Consider the following 19,944-nt stretch of genomic DNA (forward strand, 5'->3'; position numbering starts at 1 on the left):
TCAGTGACCCATTCCCAGTCCGCCGTCAACGGGGATGACGGCTCCAGTGATGTACGAGGCCTCGTCCGAGGCGAGGAACCGCACCGCGGCGGCGATCTCCTCCGGCTGCGCGTACCGGCCGAGCGGCACCTGCGCCACGATGTTCGCGCGCTGCTCGTCGTTGAGCGCCCGGGTCATGTCGGTGTCGACGAAGCCGGGGGCGACGACGTTGAAGGTGATGTTGCGCGAGCCCAGCTCACGGGCGAGGGACCGCGCGAAGCCGACCAGGCCGGCCTTGGAGGCGGCGTAGTTCGCCTGCCCCGCCGAGCCGAGCAGACCGACGACCGAGGAGATCAGGACGACGCGGCCCTTCTTGGCGCGCAGCATGCCGCGGTTGGCGCGCTTGACGACGCGGAAGGTGCCGGTGAGGTTGGTCTCGACGACCGAGGTGAAGTCCTCCTCGGACATGCGCATCAGGAGCTGGTCCCGGGTGACGCCGGCGTTGGCGACCAGGACCTCGACCGGGCCGTGCTGGGCCTCGATCTCCTTGTAGGCCTGCTCCACCTGCTCGGGGTCGGTGATGTCGCACCTGACGGCGAGGAACCCGGCCGGCGGCTCCCCCGAACGGTACGTGATCGCGACCTGGTCGCCGGCGTCGGCGAACGCACGGGCGATGGCGAGGCCGATGCCCCGGTTGCCTCCGGTGACGAGAACCGAGCGGCTCAACGGATCACCCTTTCGATAGCGGTCTGACAACCCGCCCGGACACCTGGATGAGCAGGCGGCTTCCCCGAAAACCTATCGGTCCGGCCGCACCGGCGGACAATCGGGCACCAACAGTGGCGCATCTCCGCTCCTGTCGGGTTCCTACAGTCGGCGGCCCGGCCGGTCCACCGTGCCGGGCAGGCGGACGGCTGTCCGTGACTGCGGCCCCCCGGCATCAGTCCGCCGTGGTGACCGGGCGCCGGGTACGCCGCCGGGTGTGAGGCCGGTCCGTGCGGGGCGCGGGGCGGATCCGCCACCCGGCGGCGGCCCGGCGCGGAGGCACCGCAACTCCCCTGTGCCGTTGGGTCCTTGCGGCGGACGGTCGTCGACTGCGCCGGAACGGGACGGGAACGTGGGCGGTTCGCCGTCCCCCCGCACGGCCTCGCGCGGACCCGGACCCTCCCGAGACGTGACGGCCTTCCGTCGAAGTGCCGTGCCCGCGCCGGAGCGTGTGTTTTTTCCACGGGATGCGCGGCGCTGAGACGTGATTCACTGCCTGCGACGGTCACCGCAGGAGAGCATTCGAAGGGAAACCCACCCGTGCCCCACGAAGTGGATCAGTCATTCCTGGCCCTGCCCCTACGCTCCCTGGCCGACGCGGCGCTCGCCCGCGCGCGGGCGCTCGGGGCCGAGCACGCCGACTTCCGGTTCGAGCGGGTGCGCAACGCGTCCTGGCAGTTCCGGGACGCCCGGCCCGCCGGGTCCTCGGACACCACCGACCTGGGGTACGCGGTCCGGGTCGTGCACGGCGGCACGTGGGGGTTCGCCTCCGGCGTGGACCTGACCATGGACGCGGCCGCCCGGGTCGCCTCGCAGGCCGTGGCGATGGCGAAGCTGTCCGCCCAGGTGATCGCGGCGGCCGGGTCGAAGGAGCGCGTGGAGCTCGCGGACGAACCGGTGCACGCCGACAGGACGTGGGTGTCGTCGTACGAGGTCGACCCGTTCACGGTGCCGGACGAGGAGAAGCAGGCGCTGCTGACCGAGTGGAGCGCGCGACTCCTGGCGGCGGGCGGCGTCGACCACGTCGACGCCTCGCTGCTCACCGTGCACGAGAACAAGTTCTACGCGGACACCGCCGGGACGGTGACCACCCAGCAGCGGGTGCGCCTGCATCCGCAGGTGACGGCCGTGTCGGTCGACGGCTCCAGCGGCGAGTTCGACTCCCTGCGCACCCTCGCCCCGCCCGCCGGGCGCGGCTGGGAGTACCTCACCGGCACCGGCTGGGACTGGGAGGGCGAACTCGCGCGGATCCCCGAGCTGCTCGCGGAGAAGATGCGCGCGCCGAGCGTCGAGCCGGGCCAGTACGACCTGGTCGTCGATCCGTCCAACCTGTGGCTGACCATCCACGAGTCCATCGGCCACGCCACCGAGCTGGACCGGGCCCTCGGCTACGAGGCCGCCTACGCCGGCACCTCCTTCGCCACCTTCGACCAGCTCGGCAGGCTGAGGTACGGCTCGGAGCTGATGAACGTCACCGGCGACCGCACCGCCGAGCACGGCCTGGCCACCGTCGGCTACGACGACGAGGGCGTCGAGGCCCAGTCGTGGGACCTGGTCAAGGACGGGACGCTGGTCGGCTACCAGCTGGACCGGCGCATCGCGCGGCTGACCGGGTTCGAGCGGTCCAACGGCTGCGCCTTCGCCGACTCGCCGGCGCACGTGCCGGTGCAGCGCATGGCCAACGTGTCGCTGCTGCCGGACCCGGCGGGGCTGTCGACGGAGGACCTGATCGGGGGCGTCGACCGGGGCATCTACGTCGTCGGGGACCGGTCGTGGTCCATCGACATGCAGCGCTACAACTTCCAGTTCACCGGGCAGCGCTTCTTCCGGATCGAGAACGGCCGCCTCACCGGGCAGCTGCGGGACGTCGCCTACCAGGCCACGACCACCGACTTCTGGGGCTCCATGGCGGCCGTCGGCGGGCCGGGGACCTACGTCCTGGGCGGCGCCTTCAACTGCGGCAAGGCCCAGCCGGGGCAGACCGCGGCGGTCTCCCACGGCTGCCCGTCGGCCCTTTTCCGGGGCGTCACCATTCTGAACACCACGCAGGAGGCCGGCCGATGAGTTCGCGCACCGACAAGCCGTACGAGACCGTCGAGCGGGCCCTGGAGCTGTCGCGCGCCGACGGGTGCATCGTGATCGCCGACGAGCGGTCCACGGCCGATCTGCGCTGGGCGGGCAACGCGCTGACGACGAACGGCGTCACGCGCGGGCGCACGCTCACCGTCATCGCGACCGTCGACGGCAAGGAGGGCACCTCCTCGGGCGTGGTGTCGCGGTCCGCGGTGACCACCGGGGAGCTTGAGCCACTGGTGCGGGCGGCCGAGGCCGCCGCGCGCGGCGCCGGGCCGGCCGAGGACGCGCAGCCGCTGGTCGCGGACGTGCCCGCGTCCCCCGACTTCACCGACGCGCCCGCCGAGACGTCGTCGGCGGTGTTCGCGGACTTCGCGCCGGCGCTCGGCGAGTCGTTCGCCCGCGCCCGGGCCGGCGGGCGCGAGCTGTACGGCTTCGCCCACCACGAGATGGTGTCGACCTACCTGGGGACGTCGACGGGGCTGCGGCTGCGTCACGACCAGCCGGGCGGCACGCTGGAGCTGAACGCCAAGTCCGCCGACCGCACCCGGTCGGCGTGGGCCGGCCGGTCGACGCGCGACTTCAGGGACGTCGACCCCGCCGCGCTCGACGCGGAGCTGGCCGTCCGGCTGGGCTGGGCCGAGCGACGGACCGCGCTGCCCGCGGGACGCTACGAGACGCTGCTGCCGCCGACCGCGGTCGCGGACCTGCTGATCTACCAGATGTGGTCGTCCTCGGGGCGGGACGCGGCCGAGGGGCGGACGGTGTTCTCCCGGCCGGGTGGCGGTACGCGCGTCGGGGACAAACTCAGCGAGCTGCCGCTGACCCTGCGCAGCGACCCGCACGCGTCGGGTCTGGAGTGCGCTCCGTTCGTGGTCGCGCACTCCTCCGGGGGCGACCAGTCCGTGTTCGACAACGGACTGCCGGTGCCCGCGGTGGAGTGGATCGGCGACGGCGCACTGCGGCACCTGCTGACCACCCGGCACAGTGCGGGCCTGACCGGGCTGCCGGTGGCCCCGTCCGCCGGGAACCTGATCCTGGACGGCGGCTCGGACCGCTCCCTGGAGGAGATGGTGGCGGGCACCGAGCGGGGGCTGCTGCTGACCTGCCTGTGGTACATCCGCGAGGTGGACCCGGCGACGCTGCTGCTCACCGGGCTGACCCGGGATGGTGTCTACCTCGTGGAGAACGGCGAGGTCACCGGCGAGGTCAACAACTTCCGGTTCAACGAGTCGCCGGTGGACCTGCTCGGCCGGGCGGCGGAGGCGGGCCGTACGGAGAAGACGCTGCCCAGGGAGTGGAGCGACTGGTTCACCAGGGCCGCGATGCCGCCGCTGCGCATCCCCGATTTCAATATGAGCTCCGTCAGCCAGGGCGTATAACCTCGTAGGCGTTCGCAATCGGCCGTCACCCGACCGGCCGTAGATCATCGAGGAGACACGAGAACCGTGACGGACATCGTCGACGAGCTGAAGTGGCGCGGGCTGTTCGCCCTGTCCACCGACGAGGACGCCTTGCGCAAGGCGCTCGCGGACGGTCCCGTGACGTTCTATTGCGGCTTCGACCCGACGGCGCCGTCACTGCACGTGGGGCACCTGGTGCAGGTGCTCACCGTGCGCCGGCTCCAGCAGGCCGGTCACCGGCCGCTGGCGCTGGTCGGCGGCGCCACGGGCCTGATCGGCGACCCTCGCCCGACCGCGGAGCGCACCCTGAACGACCCGGAGACGGTCGCCGGCTGGGTGGACAGGCTGCGCCGCCAGATCGAGCCGTTCCTGTCCTTCGAGGGCGAGAACGCGGCGGTCATGGTGAACAACCTGGACTGGACGCGGGACCTCTCCGCGATCGAGTTCCTGCGCGACATCGGCAAGCATTTCCGCGTCAACAAGATGCTGACGAAGGACTCCGTCGCCCGGCGTCTGGAGTCCGACCAGGGCATCAGCTACACCGAGTTCAGCTACCAGATCCTCCAGGGCATGGACTTCCTGCAGCTGTACCGCCGGTACGGCTGCACGCTCCAGCAGGGTGGCAGCGACCAGTGGGGCAACCTCACCGCGGGCCTGGACCTGATCCACCGGCTGGAGCCGCACGCCACCGTGCACGCGCTGGCGACGCCGCTGATGACGAAGGCGGACGGCACCAAGTTCGGCAAGACGGAGGGCGGCGCCGTCTGGCTGGACCCGGAGATGACGACGCCGTACGCGTTCTACCAGTTCTGGCTGAACGTGGACGACCGGGACATCTCCCGCTACCTGCGCATCCTGTCCTTCAGGTCCCGCGAGGAGCTGGAGGAGCTGGAGGAGCAGACCGAGGAGCGTCCGCAGGCCCGGGCCGCGCAGCGGGCGCTGGCCGAGGAGCTGACGACGCTGGTGCACGGCGCCGACCAGACGGCGGCCGTGATCGCCGCGTCCAGGGCCCTGTTCGGCCAGGGGGAGCTGGCGGACCTCGACGAGCGGACGCTGGCCGCGGCCCTGTCGGAGGTCCCGCACGTCCGGGTCGCCGAGCTCGGCCCGGCGGTCGACCTGTTCGCCGAGGTCGGTCTCGTGGCCAGCAAGTCGGCCGCGCGCCGCACGGTGAAGGAGGGCGGCGCCTACGTGAACAACGTCAAGGTCACCGCCGAGGACGCGGTGGTCACCGGGCAGGAGCTGCTGCACGGCCGGTGGCTGGTGCTGCGCCGCGGCAAGAAGAACCTGGCGGCGGTGGAGGTCGCCGGCGCCTGAGCCGGGACGCACGGCGAAGGGGGCGGCTTCCCGGACGGAGCCGCCCCCTTCGCCGTCCGGCCTCCCCGGGCAATCGGCAGCCGCGCCGAAGCCGCCACGGGTGCGCGGCCCGGGTCCGTCCTCCCGGTCCGGACGACGCCGTCAGACCGCATGCCGCTGCTTCCTCCTGTTGTTGCGCAGGGCCATGTAGGCCATGTCACCGACGCCGACGATGATGATCGCGGCGACGAGCTGGAACAGGTGCCGCCACCAGTCGATGCCGGGGGTCGCCCCGACTCCGAGCGCACGGGCGATCGCATTGCCGACGAGGGCGCCCAGCATGCCGAAGATGGTGGTCAGCCACAGGGGACTGTGCTGCTTCCCGGGGATGACCGCCTTGGCGATCAGGCCCAGCACGAATCCCACGATGATTGCCCACAACCAGCCCATGGCTGCCTCCTCGTACGCCTCGGCCGACGGTCACCGCCAGTGTCGGCCGCCCGGACGTACGGCGCATGTCGGACGGAGCGCGCACGGCGGAGGCGGGGCGTGTGCGCGGGCTGGGGCCACCGTCGCGTGGGAGGGCCCGGGGCGCCGGCGCCCCTGCGCGGGTCGGCCGGCCGGAGCGGAAGGGCGCATACCGGGCGCGCCACGCGGGGAGCCCGGTCTCGAACGCGGCGGGGCCGCGGCGTACCGTGGAGCTGTTCGGGTTCGCGCTCCCGACCGGATGCGGGCGGGGCCACGGGCCGGGAGAAGTCCGAGCGGGCGGATGGTGGATCGTGGTGCGGATGCAGCGTGGCGGCGGCGCCGAGGTGTTCCGGATCACCGGAGCCCGGACGGGGCTCCAGGAGGACGTGCGGGGCCGCCAGCGGCGGTATGTGATCTCGATGTCGGTCCGGACGCTGGCGGTGATCCTCGCGGCCACCCTGTGGAACGTCGAGCGGTACGTGGCGATCGTGGCCCTGGTGCTGGGTGCGGTGCTGCCGTACATCGCGGTCGTGGTGGCCAACGCCGGGCGTGAGCGGGCGCCGTCGCTGCCGTCGACCTTCGTGACCGTGCCGACGCGCCCCATGATCACGCCTCCGTCCACGACCGGCGCGGACTCCGACGACGGTGCCGAGGGCGGGAAGACGGACGGCGGTGGCCGCGACTTCGGGCGATCCGCTCCGCGGGAGGCCGCCGCCGATCCGGCCGCGGGAGTGCCCGGCGAGCGGTCCGGACCGAGCTGACCTCCCCGGCCGGGCGGGACGGGGAACAAACGGAGCGAGAGCTTCGCACGAAGCTCAGGAAAACCTCAGATCAATCATGTTGTTCCGGTGCCGGGCGGCGGGTTACCCGTGACATACTTCGTAGGCGCTCCGCATCCCCCGTCGGAGCGACAGACCGACGCCGGGCAGCTCCCCCCGTGGCTGCTCGGCGTCGCCTTGTTCACGCTGTGGTGAGACGAACCTGTGAGTGACACGATCTGCTCCGCAAAGGGCTGCCGCGCCGACGCCGTGTGGGTGCTGGCCTGGAACAACCCCAAGATCCACACGCCGGAGCGGCGCAAGACCTGGCTGGCCTGCGACGAGCACCGGGAGCACCTCTCGCAGTTCCTCGGTGTGCGGGGCTTTCTGAAGGACGTGGTGCTCCTGCGGGAGTGGCAGGCGTCCGAAACCCCATAGGACCTCTCGTTCGCCGGCGGGCCGGGCTCGCGGGCCCCGGCACCGCGCCTGCGGCATGGTCCGCCGTACAGCCGCTAACCGCCGATCGCCGACATCGGGCGGTCCGGCTGCACGAACGACGGGTCGTCCAGTCCCGCGCCCGCCTTCTTGCCCCACATCGCCAGCCGCCAGACGCGGGCGATCTCCTCGTCGGGCGCGCCCGAGCGCAGGGCGGCGCGCAGGTCGGTCTCCTCGGTGGCGAACAGGCAGGTGCGTACCTGGCCGTCGGCAGTGAGGCGGGTGCGGTCGCAGGCCGAGCAGAACGGGCGGGTGACGGAGGCGATGACGCCCACGCGGTGCGGGCCGCCGTCGACGGTCCAGCGCTCCGCCGGCGCCGAGCCGCGCTCCTGAGCACCTTCGGCGGTCAGCTCGAAGCGGGTGCGCAGGGAGGCCAGGATGTCGCCCGCGGTGACCATGCCCTCGCGCTTCCAGCCGTGCTGGGCGTCCAGGGGCATCTGCTCGATGAAGCGGAGCTCGTAGTCGTGTGCCATGGCCCAGGCGAGCAGGTCGGGGGCCTCGTCGTCGTTCAGGCCCGGCATCAGGACCGCGTTCACCTTCACCGGGGTCAGACCGGCCTCGCGCGCGGCGTGCAGGCCCTCGAGGACGTCCTTGTGGCGGTCCCGGCGGGTGAGGGTCTTGAAGACGTCCGGGCGCAGGGTGTCCAGGGAGACGTTGACCCGGTCCAGTCCGGCGTCCCTCAGGGCCGTCGCCGTGCGCTTGAGGCCGATGCCGTTGGTCGTGACGGACATCCGGGGGCGGGGGCCGAGAGCCGCGACGCGCTCCACGATGCCGACCAGGCCGGGGCGCAGCAGGGGCTCGCCGCCGGTGAAGCGGACCTCCTCGATGCCCAGGGAGGTGACCGCGACGTCGATGAGGCGGACGATCTCGTCGTCCGTGAGCAGATCGGGCTTGGCCAGCCACTGCAGGCCCTCCTCGGGCATGCAGTAGGTGCACCGCAGGTTGCAGCGGTCGGTCAGGGAGACTCTCAGGTCGGTGGCCACCCGGCCGTAGGTGTCGATGAGCACGTGGGCCCCCTCCCGCGTCGCGGATCCCGTCTTCCGTCATCTGCGAGCCTACGTGACGGCACCGACATCGACAGCAACCCGGTGCGACGGGATGCGGCACGGCCGCGTCGTGAGTGTCCCCCGTTCCGGGGGACGTCACCACGCGGCCGTGCCGCGGGCGCCGGGGCGCCCGGCGGTTTCAGTGGGCTCCGGTGCCGGTCAGGGACCGCACCTCCAGTTCCGCGTACTTGGCCGGGTCCGGCTCCTCCTTCGACAGCAGGGTGCCGACGATACCGAGCAGGAAGCCCGCCGGGATGGAGATGAGCCCGGGGTTCTCCAGCGGGAACCAGTGGAAGTCGGCCTCCGGGAACATCGACGTCGGCTTGCCCGACACCACCGGGGAGAACAGCACCAGGCCGACCGCGGTGACGAGGCCGCCGTAGATCGACCACAGGGCTCCGGAGGTGGTGAACCGCTTCCAGAACAGGCTGTAGAGGAGCGTCGGCAGGTTGGCGGAGGCGGCGACCGCGAAGGCGAGGGCCACCAGACCGGCCACGTTCATGTCGCGGGCGAGGGCGCCCAGCAGGACGGAGACGGCGCCGATGCCGACCGTGGCCCAGCGGGCCGCGCGCATCTCCTCCTTCTCACCGGCCTGCCCCTTCTTGATGACGTTGGCGTAGATGTCGTGCGCGAAGGAGGACGACGAGGCCAGGGTCAGGCCCGCGACGACCGCGAGGATCGTGGCGAAGGCGACCGCGGAGATGGTGGCGAGCAGGATGGCGCCCCAGGTGGAGTCGACGCCTCCCAGGTGCAGGGCGAGCAGGGGTGCAGCCGTGTTGCCCGCCTTGTTGGAGGCGATGATCTCCTCCGGCTTGATCAGCGCCGCGGCGCCGAAGCCGAGGGCGATGGTCATCAGGTAGAAGGCGCCGATGAGGCCGATCGCCCAGTTCACGGACTTCCGGGCGGCCTTGGCGGTGGGCACGGTGTAGAAGCGGATCAGGATGTGCGGCAGGCCCGCGGTGCCCAGGACCAGGGCGATGCCGAGGGAGACGAAGTCCAGCTTGGTCGTGCCGCTGGCGCCGTACTTCAGGCCGGGCTCCAGGAAGGCGGTGCCCTTGCCGCTGTTGCTCGCGGCCTTGCCGAGCAGGTCGGAGACGTTGAACCCGAACTTCAGCATCACCAGGAAGGTGAGCAGCAGGGCGCCCGCCATGAGCAGGACGGCCTTGACCATCTGCACCCAGGTGGTGCCCTTCATGCCGCCGATGGTCACGTACACGATCATCAGCACGCCGACCAGGGCGACGATGGCGATCTTCCCGCCGTCGCTGGTGATGCCGAGGAGCAGCGAGACGAGGACGCCCGCGCCGGCCATCTGGGCCAGCAGGTAGAAGATCGAGACGACGATCGTCGACGTGCCCGCCGCGGTGCGGACCGGCCGCTGGCGCATCCGGTAGGCGAGGACGTCGCCCATGGTGTAGCGGCCGGAGTTGCGCAGCGGTTCGGCGACCAGCAGCAGGGCCACCAGCCAGGCCACCAGGAAGCCGATCGAGTACAGGAAGCCGTCGTAGCCGAAGAGGGCGATGGCGCCCGCGATGCCGAGGAAGGACGCGGCGGACATGTAGTCGCCGGAGACGGCGAGGCCGTTCTGGAAGGCGGTGAACTGCCGCCCGCCCGCGTAGAAGTCGGCGGCGCTCTTCGTCTGACGGCCCGCCCAGACGGTGATGCCGAGCGTGGCGAGGACGAACACCGCGAACAGGGTGATGATCAGCGGCCGGTGCTCGCCGGCCTCGCCGGCGGCCAGGACCAGTGCGTGGCTCATGCGGCGCCCTCCATACGGTTCTTGATGGCCTCGGCCTTCGGGTCGAGCTTGGCGGCGGCGTGCCGCGAGTACCACCACGCGATGAGGAACGTGGTGAGGAACTGGCCGAGTCCGAGCACCAGGGCGACGTTGACGTTGCCGAACAGCTGGGTGCCCATGAAGTCACCGGCGTAGTTCGACAGCAGGACGTAGACCAGGTACCAGGCGATGAACGCCACGGTCAGCGGGAAGGCGAAGGAGCGGTAGGAGCGGCGCAGTTCGCCGAACTCCGCGCTCTGCTGCACCTGTGTGTACTCCTCATGGGTGGGGAGCGGTTGCTGCGCTGCCGAGGGGGGCGGTGCGTCGGTGGCCACGGGATCTCCTCGCGGTGCGGGTGCGGTTGCGGCAGGGGGCCCGGCGGTGCTCGCGCCTCCTTGGTAGGTCCACGGCGCCGCGTGGGGACCGGTTCACGTCATCGGCGGACTTCTTGAAGTCGTGTGCGGAAGTCATTGCTGGCCAGCCGGGCGGGGGGATAGTTTCGCCCTGCGACACCCGTCATGTACCTGCCCGGGAACCACCTGTGTCTCGGGCGGATTTGTACCCGGATGATGTGGAGACCCCATGGCTCATTCGCGTTCCAGACGCAGGCTCGCTCTCGCCGTACCGGTCGTGCTGTCGCTGACCGCCTCGCTCGGCTTCCTCCCGGCGGCGGCGTCGGCGGCGCCCCGCGCGGAGTCCACCACCCGGGCCGCGGACACGCCCGTCCTCGCGTACGTCGTCAACACCAGGCCCGACCGCCGCACGATCGCCTCCGTGGAGCGGGCGATACGGGCGGCGGACGGCACGATCGTGGTGACGTACGACAGGATCGGCGTCATCGTCGTCCACTCCGCGAACCCCGGCTTCGCGCAGCGGATGCGCACGGTGCGGGGCGTGCAGTCGGCGGGTGCCACGCGGACCTCGCCGCTGGTCGCGTCAGGCACGACGGACGAGGGCGCGGTGCGGTACCTGACGAAGTCTCAGGCGGCGCGGGCCGTCAAGGCCGCCGCGGGCGGGAGCGAGCCCCTCGAGGCCGACCAGTGGGATCTGCGCGCGATCGGCGCCGACAGGGCCGCGAGGATCAACCCGGGCAGCAGGAACGTGACGGTCGCCGTGATCGACACCGGCGTCGACGACACCCACCCGGACCTGGCCCCCAACTTCTCCCCCTCGCAGTCGGCGAACTGCGTCAGCGGCAAGGCGGACACCACCTACGGCTCCTGGCGGCCGGTGGACGCCGACCACTACCACGGCACCCACGTGGCGGGTGAGATAGCCGCGGCCCGCAACGGCGTCGGCGTCGCCGGTGTGGCGCCCGGCGTGAAGGTCGCCGGCATCACCGTCGCCCAGCCGGACGCGGACCAGCTGTTCTTCCCCGAGAGCGTCGTGTGCGCCTTCGTGTTCGCCGCCGACCACGGCGTGGAGATCACCAACAACAGCTACTACGTGGACCCCTGGCAGTACAACTGCCTCGGCGACCCGGACCAGAAGGCCATCGTCGACGCGGTCGACCGGGCCCAGCTGTACGCCCGGAGCAAGGGCACCCTGAACGTCGCCGCGGCCGGCAACGCCAACCACGACCTGGACGCCGACGCGATCCTCGACGACGCCAGCCCCGACGACTCCACCGCCGTGGAGCGGACGATCGACCCGCACACGTGCTTCGACATCCCGACGCAGCTGCCGGGTGTCGTCACGGTCGGCGCGGTCGGCGTCAAGGGCACCAAGTCGTACTACTCCAGCTACGGCCAGGGCGTCGTCGACGTCGCGGCGCCGGGCGGCGACAAGTACCAGATACCCGACACGCCGTCACACAACGGCCGCATCCTGTCCACCCTGCCCGGCAACGAGTACGGCTTCCTGCAGGGCACGTCGATGGCCACCCCGCACGTCGCGGCCGTGGCGGCCCTGCTCAAGTCCGCCCACCCGCACGCCACTCCGGCCCAGCTGCAGGCGCTGCTGAAGGCCCAGGCGGACAACCCCGGATGCCCGGCCGGCCCGTACGACGGTGACGGCGACGGGGTCGCGGACGCCACGTGCGTCGGCGGCAAGCGCGTCAACGGCTTCTACGGACACGGCGTCGTGAACGCGCTGCGCGCGGTCGAGTAGCCCCACCCCCCCCCACGCCTTTCCACACGGCCCGCTGGTCGGATGAGCGGTCGTGAACCCGACGAACTGGAGAGACCATCACATGACAGCGCCTCACCCGCGCTACCGGCGCGCCCTGGTCCTGCCCCTGGGCATGGCCATGGCGTCCGCCCTCGCGTTCCTGCCGAACACGGCGTCCGCGGCCCCGGCCGCGCCCGCCGCCTCGACGGCCGGCGCGACCTCGCTCAGCTACGTCGTCAACGTCCACCCCGGACACGGCGTCGCCGCGCACGTGAAGAAGGCGATCGGCGAGGCCGGCGGCACCGTCGTGGCGTCGTACGACCAGATCGGCGTCATCGTCGTCCACTCGTCGAACCCGCGCTTCGCCGAGACCGTGCGCAGGGTCCGGGGGGTGGACTCCGCGGGTGCCACCCGCACCGCCCCGCTGCCCGCCCAGTCGACCACCGACGTCGGCGCCCCCAAGGCGCTGACCGCCGCGGAGATGGCGCAGGCCCGGACGGAGGCGGCCGCCGGGCAGGACCCGCTGGAGCCGCTGCAGTGGGACCTGCCGGCCATCAAGGCGGACAAGGCGCACGAGAAGTCCCTCGGCAGCCCCGAGGTCACCGTTGCCGTGATCGACACCGGCGTCGACGACACCCACCCCGACATCGCCCCGAACTTCGACCGCGCGGCCTCCGTCAACTGCGTGTCGGGCAAGCCGGACACGGCCGACGGGGCCTGGCGTCCGGGCGCGTCGGAGAGTCCGCACGGCACGCACGTCGCCGGTGAGATCGCCGCCGCCCGCAACGGCGTCGGCATGACGGGCGTGGCGCCGGGCGTGAAGGTCTCCGGCATCAAGGTCGCCAACCCGAACGGGTTCTTCTACACGGAGGCCGTGGTCTGCGGCTTCGTGTGGGCGGCCGAGCACGGCGTCGACGTGACGAACAACAGCTACTACACCGACCCGTGGTACTTCAACTGCGCCGACGACCCGGACCAGAAGGCGCTGGTGGACGCCATCACCCGGGCCACGCGCTACGCGGAGAAGAAGGGCGCGGTCAACGTCGCGGCGGCGGGCAACGAGAACTACGACCTGGCATCGCACTCGATCACCGACCCCTCCTCCCCGAACGACTCCACGCCGTCGGACCGGGTGATCGACCCGCACAAGTGCTACGACATACCGACCCAGCTGCCGGGCGTCGTCACCGTCGCGGCGACCGGGGCGAAGGGCCTGAAGTCGTCCTTCTCCAACTACGGCCTGGGTGTCGTCGACATCGCCGCGCCCGGCGGCGACTCGACGGCCTACCAGAAGCCGGACGCCCCGGCGACGAGCGGCCTGATCCTCGGCACGCTGCCCGGCGGCAGGTGGGGCTACATGGCCGGTACGTCGATGGCGAGCCCGCACGTCGCGGCGGTCGCCGCCCTGATCAAGTCGACGCACCCGCACGCCCCCGCCGCCGCGGTCAAGGCGCTGCTGTACGCGGAGGCGGACGCCGTGAAGTGCACGGACCCGTACGACATCGACAGCGACGGCAAGGTCGACGCGGTGTGCCAGGGCCCGAAGAACCACAACGGCTTCTACGGCTGGGGCATGGCCGACGCGCTGGACGCGGTCACCAGGTAGCCGGCACGGAGCAGGGCGGCGGACAGCCGTGAGGGCCGGGCGGACGCTTCCGCCCGGCCCTCGTCGCACGCCGGCCGATCACATGCTGCATGCTGCCGTCATGACCGACACGGAGTTCGCATGGACGGCCCTGGGCGGCGACCCCGCCCTGCTCTCCCGGGTGTCCACCGTCGCACGCGACGGAGCGCTCGACGCCCGGCTGCCCGTGAGGGAGCTGGCGCGGGCGTGCGTGGGAGCGTGCGCACTGGCCGCCGCCGAGCTGGGAGCACTGAGGGCCGGACTGCCCCGGGTTCCCGCGGTGCGGGTGGACGACGGGGCCGTGGCCACGTCGTTCGTCAGTGAGCGTCACCTGCTGGTGGACGGGCGGGCCGGCGCCACGTTCGCGCCGCTGTCGCGCTTCTGGCGGACCGCGGACGGCTGGGTGCGCACGCACGCCAACTATCCCCACCACCGGACGCGGCTGCTGAAGGCGCTGGCACTGCCCGGGGACGCCTCCGCGGACGACGTCGCGAGCCGGCTCGCCGAACGGTCCGCCGTCGAGGTGGAGGACACGGTGTACGGCGCCGGCGGCCTCGCGGTGGCTCTGCGCACGGCGCGGGAGTGGGCGGCGCACGAGCAGGGCGCCGCGGCGGCCGCGGGGCCCCTGATCGAGCGGGAGCGGCTGGACACGGCCGCCGCGCGCGTGCTCCGGCCGGCCGGGACCGCTCCGCTGCTGCCCGCCGGCGGACTGCGCGTGCTGGACCTGAGCCGGGTCATCGCCGGCCCGGTCGCCACCCGCGCGCTCGCCCTGCTGGGCGCGGACGTGCTGCGCGTCGACGCCCCGCACCTGCCCGAACTGCCGGACCAGCACGCCGACACCGGCTTCGGGAAGCGGTCGGCGGCCCTGGACCTGGCGGCCGACCGGGCGACGTTCGAGGAACTGCTCGCCACGGCGGACGTCGTCGTCACCGGATACCGGCCGGGCTCCCTGGACCGCTTCGGCCTCTCCCCCGCGGCACTGGCCGAACGCCGGCCCGGGCTGGTCGTCGCCCAGTTGTCGGCGTGGGGCACCCGCGGCCCCTGGGCCGGCCGGCGGGGCTTCGACAGCCTGGTGCAGGCCGCCACCGGCATCGCGGCCGTCGAGGGACCGGCGGAGCGGCCCGGCGCGCTGCCCGCGCAGGCACTGGACCACGGCACGGGCTATCTGCTGGCGGCGGCGGTGCTGCGGGCGCTGACGGACCAGGCCGCCGACGGCGGCAGCCGCACCGTCCGCCTCTCTCTGGCCCGCACGGCGGCCTGGCTGACCGGCACGGCCGGGCGGAACGACGCCGACGGTACGGCCGGGCCGAGCGAGGCGGTCGGTAGGGCGGACCGTGGGACGCGGGGGCCTGCCGGGGGCGCTGCCGACGGCGGTGGGACCCCACCCGCCTCCACGGCCGGCGGCGCGGCTGCCGCGCCGTACGACGGGCCGGCCCCATGGCTCGGCGAGCGGGACAGCCCGATCGGCCGTCTCCGGTACGCGCTGCCCCCCGTCTCCTTCACCGACGGCCCGGCCGACTGGGCGCGGCCGCCGGGCCCGTGGGGCGGGGACCGGGCGCGCTGGGCCTGACGGAGGAGACGCCTCCGGCGGGCCGGGGGCCGGGACCTCTCAGGGCGGCGCGGACGTCCGCAGCCGGCGGCTCCCGACCACCCCAGCCGGTCGCGACAAACGCCTGGCCGACCGCTCACAGTTGGACGAACAGGGCACACCGGGTGTTTTTTCCGGAGTTCCCGGAGCGGCTCCGTGGCCGGAGAGGTGGTGGCCCCCGGCGCCCGCGCCGCTTGTCAGGTGCCGCACGGGCGGCCGCCGCGCCCGCCGCGCCGACGACAAGGCCCGCCGCGGACACGATTGCGTCGTTCCGCCCCGAGGACCGCCGCCCACAGCCGTCCTCGGGGCCGCTGCCCGCCGCCGTCCTCCGGGCCGCCGCCCGCAGCCCGTTGGGCCACGCGCCGAACCGTCCGCTGTGCGCCTCGCCCGTGCGCTGCCCGCGTCACGGAGCCGGCGAGGGCATCCGGACCCGGCTCGGCCCCGGCCCCGGCCCCCCGCGGTGCCCGTCGGACACGGTGCCGCTTCCCTGGCAGGGCGCCGTCGCCTGACACAGCGTCACCAGGCAGCGGCCGCCGTCGGCGGGTGGACCGGCAAGGGTGGGCGAAGCACTGTCGGTCGCGGCCCGTATCCTCAGGGACCATGCTCGAAGACCGTATGTCCGCAGTGTCCTCCCCCGCATCGTGGCCGACCGCGTATCCCCAGGGATACGCGGTCGTTGACGTGGAGACCACCGGCCTGGCCCGGGACGACCGCATCATCTCCGCGGCCGTGTACCGGCTGGACGCGCGCGGCGAGGTCGAGGACCACTGGTACACGCTCGTCAACCCCGAGCGGGACCCGGGTCCGGTCTGGATCCACGGCCTGACGAGCGAGGTGCTGGAGGGCGCCCCGCTCTTCGCGGACATCGCCGAGGAGTTCGCCGCCCGGCTGCGGGACCGGGTGCTCGTCGCGCACAACGCGGTCTTCGACTGGCAGATGATCGCCCGGGAGTACGCGCGCGCCCGGCGCGAGGCGCCGGTGCGGCAGCGCCTGTGCACCATCGCCCTCTCCAAGGAGCTGCGGCTGCCGCTGGCCAACCACAAGCTGGAGTCGCTGGCGGCGCACTTCGGCGTCGTGCAGCGGCGGGCGCACCACGCGCTGGACGACGCGCGCGTACTGGCGGAGGCGTTCCGGCCGAGCCTGCTGGCCGCGGCGGCGGGCGGAATACGGCTGCCGTTGCTGGAGTGCCGCCCCCTGACGGAGTGGTCCGACCGGCCCGTGCCGCGCCAGCAGACAGGCGGCTACGGCGGGTACCGGCCGGGCAGTTGGCGCCCCTCCCGCAAAAGGCCCGCCTGTCCCTATCCCAACCCCGGCCGGTACGAAGAGGGCAAACGACTCAAGCAGGGCATGCGGGTCGCCTTTTCGGGCGACACCTCGGTGGACCGCGAGCTGCTGGAGGACCGCGCGACCGAGGCCGGCCTGCACGTGGCCACCAGCGTCTCCCGGCTGACCAGCCTCCTGGTCACGAACGACCCCGACTCCGCCACCTCGAAGGTGGCCAGGGCACGGCAGTACGGGACACCGGTGATGGACGAGGCGGCGTTCGGCCAGCTGCTGCGCGACGTCGAGCCCGCGGACGAGGACTGCGGGGCCGCGCCGTCGGACGGGTGACCGGCCGGCGGCCTGCCCTCCGGCGCCGACGCACCGGCGGGAACGCGGGGCACGCACGGGGAGTCGCGCGCGTCTCTCGTAGCCGCGTCCGTCCCCCCGCGCGGTGGGGAGGGCCGCCACCAAGGGTCCGCGCCCCCGCCCGCGTCGCCCCGGCGGCCGCGGCGACGTCGGCTGCGAGGTGAGCACCCCGGTCGCACACACCTCGCGGCCCGAGTTGTACCGTCGTGGGGTGTACCGCTTCCTGTTGTCCCGGCAGTGGGTGATCCTCACCCTCGTGGCCCTGGCACTCATCCCCACGATGATCGAGCTGGGCTTCTGGCAGTTGCACCGGCACGAGCACAGGGTCGCACTGAACACGGTGATCGCCGACTCCCTGGCGGCCACGCCGGTGCCGGCCGAGTCGCTGACCGCGCCGGGCGAGCAGGTGCGGCACGCCGACCTCTACCGCAGGGTCACCGCGAAGGGGCACTTCGACACCGCCCGTGAGGAGGTCGTGCGCCGCCGTACGAACTCCGACGGGAAGGTCGGCTACCACGTGCTGACCCCGTTCGTCCTCGACGACGGCAAGGTCCTCCTGGTCAACCGCGGCTGGGTCCCGGCGGACGGCGCGCAGACCGCGTTCCCCGACATTCCCGCGCCCCGGCGGGGCGAGATCACCCTCACCGGGCGGCTGATGCCCGACGAGACCACCGCGCAGAGCGGCATCAAGGAGGTCAAGGGCCTGCCCGACCGTCAGGTGATGCTGATCAGCAGCGAGCAGCAGGCGCGGCGGCTCGGCGAGCGGGTTCTCGGCGGCTACGTGGAGCTGGTCGCCCCCACCCCCCGGGGCGGCAGCCCCGAACCGCTGCCCGACCCCGAGCACGGCGACATCGGCCCGCACCTGGCGTACGCCGTCCAGTGGTGGCTGTTCGCGGCCGGGGTCCCCTTCGGCTGGCTGGTCCTGGCCCGCCGTGAGGCCCGGGAACGGGCCGCTGCGGCGGCGCAGGAGCCGGCTCCCGCGGCGGAGGCGGCCGCGGTCTGAGGACCGGCCGCTCCCGTCCGCCGCCGCCCCTTTCACCCCGTCGCGGTCCGGGGCGGCCGCTCCCGTCCGCCCCCTCGTTCACCCGCGTCACGGGCGCGCGACCACCCGGATTGCCCCGCCCGCCGCCGGGAAGGCGCACATCCGTGCATCCGCGGATCGAGGACTACGCGCTCATCGGCGACGAGCAGACCGTCGCCCTGGTCGGCAGGGACGGCTCCATCGACTGGCTCTGCCTGCCCCGCTTCGACTCCGGGGCCTGCTTCGCCAGGCTGCTCGGCGACGAGGACAACGGCCACTGGCGCATCGCGCCGAAGGATGCCGACGGGCCCTGCACCCGCCGTGCGTACCGCCCCGACACCCTCGTCCTGGACACCGAGTGGGACACCCCGCAGGGGTCCGTCCGCGTCACCGACCTGATGCCGCAGCGCGACCGCGCTCCCGACGTGGTGCGCGTCGTGGAGGGCCTGAGCGGCCGGGTGACCGTGCGCAGCACGCTCCGGCTCCGCTTCGACTACGGCTCGATCGTGCCGTGGGTGCGCAGGACCGACGGCCACCGGGTCGCCGTCGCCGGACCGGACTCGGCGTGGCTGCGCAGCGAGCCGGAGGTGCCGACGTGGGGCGAGGACTTCGCCACCCACGCGGAGTTCACCGTGGCCGAGGGCGAGAAGGTGGCCTTCGTGCTGACCTGGCACCCCTCCCACGAGCCGCGGCCACCGCAGGTGGACCCGCACGAGGCGCTGCGGCACAGCGTGGCGGACTGGCAGGCGTGGGCGTCGCGCTGCCGCTACCACGGACCGCACCGGGACGCCGTCGTCCGCTCCCTGATCACGCTCAAGGCGCTCACCTACAGGCCGACCGGCGGCATCGTCGCCGCGCCCACCACGTCCCTGCCCGAGGAGCTGGGCGGCGTGCGCAACTGGGACTACCGCTACTGCTGGCTGCGCGACTCCACCCTCACCCTGGGCGCGCTGCTCACGGCCGGCTACCAGGAGGAGGCCGTGGCGTGGCGGGACTGGCTGCTGCGCGCGGTCGCGGGCGACCCGGCCGACCTCCAGATCATGTACGGCGTCGCGGGCGAGCGGCGGCTTCCGGAGTACGAGCTGCAGTGGCTCCGCGGCCATGCCGGCTCCGTGCCGGTACGGGTCGGCAACGGCGCCGTCCGGCAGCTCCAGCTCGACGTGTACGGCGAGGTCCTGGACTCGCTGTGGCTGGCCCGCCACTCGGGCCTGCCCGTGGGTGAGGACATGTGGCGGCTGCAGTGCAAGCTGCTGGAGTACCTGCGCACCGCCTGGCGGGAGCCGGACGAGGGGCTGTGGGAGGTGCGCGGCAGGCGGCGGCACTTCGTGCACTCGAAGGTGATGGTGTGGGTGGCCGCCGACCGCGCGGTGCGCACGCTGGAGGAGAACCCGGAACTCGGGGGCGACCTGGAGGGCTGGCGCGCACTGCGCGACGAGGTGCACCGCGACGTGTGCGAGCGGGGCTACGACCCGGAACGGAACACCTTCACCCAGTCCTACGGCTCCCGCGCGCTGGACGCGGCCCTGCTGCTCATCCCGCGCGTCGGTTTCCTGCCGGCGGACGATCCACGGGTCCTCGGCACCATCGAGGCGGTCCGGGCGGAGCTGGGCGAGGGCGGGCTGGTGCGCCGGTACACCGCCGACGCCACCGCGGTGGACGGGGTGCCCGGCGGCGAGGGGACGTTCCTGGTGTGCTCGTTCTGGCTCGCGGACGCCCTGCACATGGCGGGCCGGACGAAGGAGGCCCGTGAGCTGTTCGAACGGCTGGTCGGCCTCGCCAACGACGTGGGGTTGCTGTCCGAGGAGTACGACCCGGTGCTCGGCCGGCAGCTCGGCAACTTCCCCCAGGCCTTCAGCCACATCGGCCTGGTCAGCACCGCCCTGGCCCTGTACGGGGGCGACCGGGCAGGATAGGGG

The 19,944-nt window shown here is 73.0% G+C and carries 16 protein-coding genes; 11 read left to right on the plus strand and 5 right to left on the minus strand.

Annotated features, from left to right (window positions below):
• On the minus strand, positions 1 to 705 hold the full coding sequence (fabG, locus tag ACWDNY_RS01730) for a 3-oxoacyl-[acyl-carrier-protein] reductase (RefSeq protein ID WP_451643697.1): 705 nt from the start codon (positions 703 to 705) through the stop codon (positions 1 to 3).
• Positions 706 to 1,284: 579 nt separating this feature from the next.
• Here fabG and ACWDNY_RS01735 point away from each other — a divergent pair.
• The 3 genes from ACWDNY_RS01735 (at position 1,285) to tyrS (ending at position 5,534) form a co-directional block, all read left to right on the plus strand.
• A complete protein-coding gene (locus ACWDNY_RS01735) occupies positions 1,285 to 2,808 on the plus strand; it encodes a TldD/PmbA family protein (RefSeq protein ID WP_451643698.1) in 1,524 nt (507 codons plus the stop codon).
• On the plus strand, positions 2,805 to 4,199 hold the full coding sequence (locus tag ACWDNY_RS01740; protein WP_451643699.1) for a metallopeptidase TldD-related protein: 1,395 nt from the start codon (positions 2,805 to 2,807) through the stop codon (positions 4,197 to 4,199). The genes ACWDNY_RS01735 and ACWDNY_RS01740 overlap by 4 nt, the downstream gene beginning before the upstream one ends.
• Before the next feature lie 66 nt (positions 4,200 to 4,265).
• Entirely contained in the window at positions 4,266 to 5,534 is a 1,269-nt protein-coding gene (tyrS, locus tag ACWDNY_RS01745; RefSeq protein ID WP_451643700.1) for a tyrosine--tRNA ligase, read from the plus strand.
• A gap of 141 nt (positions 5,535 to 5,675) precedes the next feature.
• Here tyrS and ACWDNY_RS01750 read toward each other — a convergent pair whose 3' ends face one another.
• The gene (locus ACWDNY_RS01750) at positions 5,676 to 5,963 is read right to left on the minus strand and encodes a GlsB/YeaQ/YmgE family stress response membrane protein (RefSeq protein ID WP_451643701.1); all 288 of its coding nucleotides are present in this window, start codon (positions 5,961 to 5,963) and stop codon (positions 5,676 to 5,678) included.
• A 338-nt stretch (positions 5,964 to 6,301) separates the two neighbouring features.
• On the opposite strand from ACWDNY_RS01750, the gene ACWDNY_RS01755 reads away from it, so the two are divergent.
• Together ACWDNY_RS01755 and ACWDNY_RS01760 are read left to right on the plus strand one after the other, a co-directional pair.
• Positions 6,302 to 6,742 (plus strand): DUF3099 domain-containing protein, encoded by a 441-nt coding sequence (locus ACWDNY_RS01755; protein WP_451643809.1) that lies wholly within the window; start codon positions 6,302 to 6,304, stop codon positions 6,740 to 6,742.
• 222 nt (positions 6,743 to 6,964) lie between these two features.
• Positions 6,965 to 7,177: a hypothetical protein gene (locus tag ACWDNY_RS01760; protein ID WP_451643702.1), complete on the plus strand. Its 213-nt coding sequence runs from the start codon at positions 6,965 to 6,967 to the stop codon at positions 7,175 to 7,177.
• Positions 7,178 to 7,251: 74 nt separating this feature from the next.
• Here ACWDNY_RS01760 and moaA read toward each other — a convergent pair whose 3' ends face one another.
• The 3 genes from moaA to ACWDNY_RS01775 all read right to left on the minus strand — a co-directional run bounded on the left by moaA (position 7,252) and on the right by ACWDNY_RS01775 (position 10,392).
• Positions 7,252 to 8,241 (minus strand): GTP 3',8-cyclase MoaA, encoded by a 990-nt coding sequence (moaA, locus tag ACWDNY_RS01765; RefSeq protein ID WP_451643703.1) that lies wholly within the window; start codon positions 8,239 to 8,241, stop codon positions 7,252 to 7,254.
• 178 nt (positions 8,242 to 8,419) lie between these two features.
• Positions 8,420 to 10,039 (minus strand): solute symporter family protein, encoded by a 1,620-nt coding sequence (locus ACWDNY_RS01770; protein WP_451643704.1) that lies wholly within the window; start codon positions 10,037 to 10,039, stop codon positions 8,420 to 8,422.
• Positions 10,036 to 10,392, minus strand: coding sequence for a DUF485 domain-containing protein (locus ACWDNY_RS01775; protein ID WP_451643705.1), 357 nt, complete (start codon positions 10,390 to 10,392; stop codon positions 10,036 to 10,038). The genes ACWDNY_RS01770 and ACWDNY_RS01775 overlap by 4 nt, the downstream gene beginning before the upstream one ends.
• 247 nt (positions 10,393 to 10,639) lie before the next feature.
• On the opposite strand from ACWDNY_RS01775, the gene ACWDNY_RS01780 reads away from it, so the two are divergent.
• From ACWDNY_RS01780 to ACWDNY_RS01805, 6 genes are all read left to right on the plus strand, one after another.
• Complete coding sequence (locus ACWDNY_RS01780; protein WP_451643706.1) at positions 10,640 to 12,166, plus strand: S8 family serine peptidase; 1,527 nt, start codon at positions 10,640 to 10,642, stop codon at positions 12,164 to 12,166.
• Between the two features lie 82 nt (positions 12,167 to 12,248).
• Positions 12,249 to 13,772, plus strand: coding sequence for a S8 family serine peptidase (locus tag ACWDNY_RS01785; protein ID WP_451643707.1), 1,524 nt, complete (start codon positions 12,249 to 12,251; stop codon positions 13,770 to 13,772).
• A 100-nt stretch (positions 13,773 to 13,872) separates the two neighbouring features.
• Positions 13,873 to 15,360, plus strand: coding sequence for a CoA transferase (locus ACWDNY_RS01790; RefSeq protein ID WP_451643708.1), 1,488 nt, complete (start codon positions 13,873 to 13,875; stop codon positions 15,358 to 15,360).
• Between the two features lie 618 nt (positions 15,361 to 15,978).
• A complete protein-coding gene (locus tag ACWDNY_RS01795) occupies positions 15,979 to 16,989 on the plus strand; it encodes a DEDDh family exonuclease (RefSeq protein ID WP_451643709.1) in 1,011 nt (336 codons plus the stop codon).
• A gap of 229 nt (positions 16,990 to 17,218) precedes the next feature.
• Positions 17,219 to 18,010, plus strand: coding sequence for an SURF1 family cytochrome oxidase biogenesis protein (locus ACWDNY_RS01800; protein ID WP_451643710.1), 792 nt, complete (start codon positions 17,219 to 17,221; stop codon positions 18,008 to 18,010).
• Positions 18,011 to 18,153: 143 nt separating this feature from the next.
• Positions 18,154 to 19,941 carry a glycoside hydrolase family 15 protein gene (locus tag ACWDNY_RS01805; protein WP_451643711.1) on the plus strand — a complete coding sequence of 596 codons (1,788 nt, stop codon included), beginning with the start codon at positions 18,154 to 18,156 and terminating at the stop codon, positions 19,939 to 19,941.
• Positions 19,942 to 19,944 lie beyond the last annotated feature (3 nt).

It is taken from the genome of Streptomyces sp. NPDC003697 (assembly GCF_053587115.1).